Annotated in this window: 3 protein-coding genes; all 3 read left to right on the top strand. The window is 50.1% G+C overall.

The annotated features are described in order from the left end of the window. Nucleotides 1-490, top strand: a 490-nt coding sequence (locus ACKQTC_RS09165; protein WP_408978139.1) for a CAP domain-containing protein, incomplete at its 5' end; no start/stop codon positions are given. Between the two features lie 42 nt (nt 491-532). Beyond that, a complete protein-coding gene (locus ACKQTC_RS09160) occupies nt 533-1,753 on the top strand; it encodes a hypothetical protein (protein ID WP_408978140.1) in 1,221 nt (406 codons plus the stop codon). 173 nt (nt 1,754-1,926) lie between these two features. After that, nucleotides 1,927-2,727: copper amine oxidase N-terminal domain-containing protein (locus tag ACKQTC_RS09155; RefSeq protein WP_408978138.1), on the top strand; the 801-nt coding region annotated here is incomplete at its 3' end.

Here is a 2,727-nt window from a genome sequence, read left to right as displayed (position 1 = left end):
CTACAAGGCCTTAGAAGCCCCTCGAAAGCCCTTTACAGCAGACCAGCTGCGGATGCTGGAGCTGGTGAATGCCGCCCGGGCAGAGCATGGACTACAGCTTGTTAAGCTCTCTCCGGCCCTCTGTGAAGGGGCTGAGATTAGGGCGAGGGAGGTTGATTTATCTTATGCCGGAGAAAGCGATTACCGCCAGAAAAAAAATAATGGTTGGAATCCACATAGTAGACTGGATGGGAGCGATACGAATACCCTTATGAATGACTTGAACTTGTCTCAATTTAAAAGCTATATACGATTTAATGAAAACCTAGCAACAGCATTTACTACAAATGCTAAATTACAACCATATAGCGAACAAGAAGCATTTAATGATTGGATGAATTCCCCCGGACACCGTGCAAATATTTTAAACCCTAGTAATAAATTTATGGGTCTCGCCTATTCAGCGGGATATAAAGAAAATCAACACTGGGTACAAATTTTTGCGACCTAATCATCTTAGCCTTCCTACAAGAAAGGGACCGGCGAAAACGAGCTGGACAAGCTCCGTAAGCAAAACGCTGTCACCTTAATTAACACCGCCAACGCCACCGGTGAAAACGGTACAGGCGGCGCCACCGACGATAAAGTCAAAGTCCCCCCGGTATTAGTACCGGAAGAGGGAGGGAGTGGTGTACCGGGTAAGCCGGACAGACCGGACGACCAACCCACCCTCGAAAAGACTGCTGAAACCGAGCGTATAGATCTCTCCACCAGAGACGGCGCTAGAAACACCTACACCATTAAGCTAACCAACGATACAGATAAGGTCTGGAAAGATATTAAGGTAACAGACGTCCTAGATACCTCTCGCCTGACCTTCTACCGGGACAGCCTCACCATTAATGGCGTCCCTAAAGCCTGGGGGACAGACTTTAGCTACAAACCCAATGGCAGCTCCATGTTAGATACCCTCACCATCCCGGTAGGCGACATCCAGCCCGGAAAAGCTGCTATTATCCAGTTCAAAGTCCTCCACGCCAACGACGGAGCAGACAAACCCTACGTCAACCAGGCCACAGCAGAAAGCAAGTCCCACGACCCCGTTACCGGAGACGTAACCGTTAGCTTCAATAACCCACAACCCGTCTCTAAGATCCACCACGTCCTGTCTGCCGGATACACAGATGGGACCTGGGGACCCTACGCAACCACAGATAAAAACTTCCTCTCTACCGAAGAAGCAGCCGCCTTTATCGCCCGGTCCATTACCGCCGAAAAAAGGCAAGAACTCATGCAGGGGAGAGACTACGCCAGCAACACCCTTACCTTAAATAACGCCTGGGCGAGTAACCCCGTCCGCTTCATGGTCGGCATTGGCGCCCTCAAACAATACGAACTCCTGCCAACCCCACCCCTAGAGGAAACCAAAGACTACGTCCAGTTCGGCACAGAGAACGCCCAGTTCCGCTTTGTAGCCACCCGTAACCAAATCGGGCGGATGCTCAAAGCCTGCGGCCTCACCGGCCTACCCGGCTACGACTACAGCACAGACAGAACAGGGACCCGTCTCCACCGCCTAGACTTCATTAAAGAACTGGAACAAATCACCGGTAGAGACACCCAACCCAACACCAACGGTCTACCAACCCGGACCTTCTCCGACACTAGAGACCCAGCCGTAACAGAATCCGCCGTATGGCACAACTACGTCCTGGATAACCAAGACAGAGAAGTATGGATTGCAACAGACCTGAATAAAACCGTATCCATCTAAGAAACACCAAGAGCCGAGCATTTGCCCGGCTCTTTTTCTATGCCGCTATCCCTAGCCTCAAATAATCCCTTTGTACTACATGTAGTAATATACATTGTTAGTTGACTATATCTAGTGTGCGTGGTATTATATATCTAACGAATAATCGCTAACCAAGCAAAGGAGGATTACCCATGAAAGGAAGCTTAACTAAAAAAGCAACAGCAGCTGTATTAGCAGTAGCCCTCTTGGCCAGTGCTACCCCTGTACAGGCAGCAGAAAGCCATGCCAGAGACATTACCATTACTGTAGACGGACGGACAATCCCTCAGACTGACCAGAAGGCCTTTATTAAAGACAGCCGGACCATGGTCCCCTTACGGACCGTCATGGAGGGCTTAAATATGGCTGTTGAATGGAACAATGAAAAGCGGTCTATTACTGTAAAAAACCCGGCCAAGGATGAAACCTATACCTTTTATGCAGACAAACCTTTTTTCCTGCGCTACAAGAAAACAGGCACTGACTTTATAAAGCTGGACGTTGCCCCCTATATTACCTCCAGTAACCGGACAGTTATGCCCCTCCGGGCCATTGGCGAGACCTACGGCAAGGTAGACTGGAACAACGATACCAGCACGGTGGTTATTACTAGGACTGATACTAACCCGGTACAGCCTCAAGCACCGGCTGCCCCAGTACAACCGGCACAACCCACCAACCCTGTCCAGCCCAGCGTAACGCCTAGCAAGCCTTCCAGTGAGGTGAATACACCTAGTAACCCCTTTACCCCCCAGGAACAAAAGAGCGCCCTAACAAGCGAAGAATTAGCCTGGTTAAAGGATAGGGCTAAGTCAGGCCCCCAGACCGAAGAAGACCTAGCTAGGTATGAGGCGTTCAAGTTCAGAAAGCCTCTCACTAGCGAAGAAAACGTCCTGTTTAATGCCTTTGCACGGTATGTGCCGGAGTTCAAGAAGAGCCTGTACTACCAGGCC

This window comes from Peptococcus simiae (assembly GCF_046097595.1).
Classification (GTDB): domain Bacteria; phylum Bacillota; class Peptococcia; order Peptococcales; family Peptococcaceae; genus Peptococcus; species Peptococcus simiae.
Note: the sequence above shows the minus strand (reverse complement) of the source record. Positions and strands in the feature narration are given on the sequence as shown.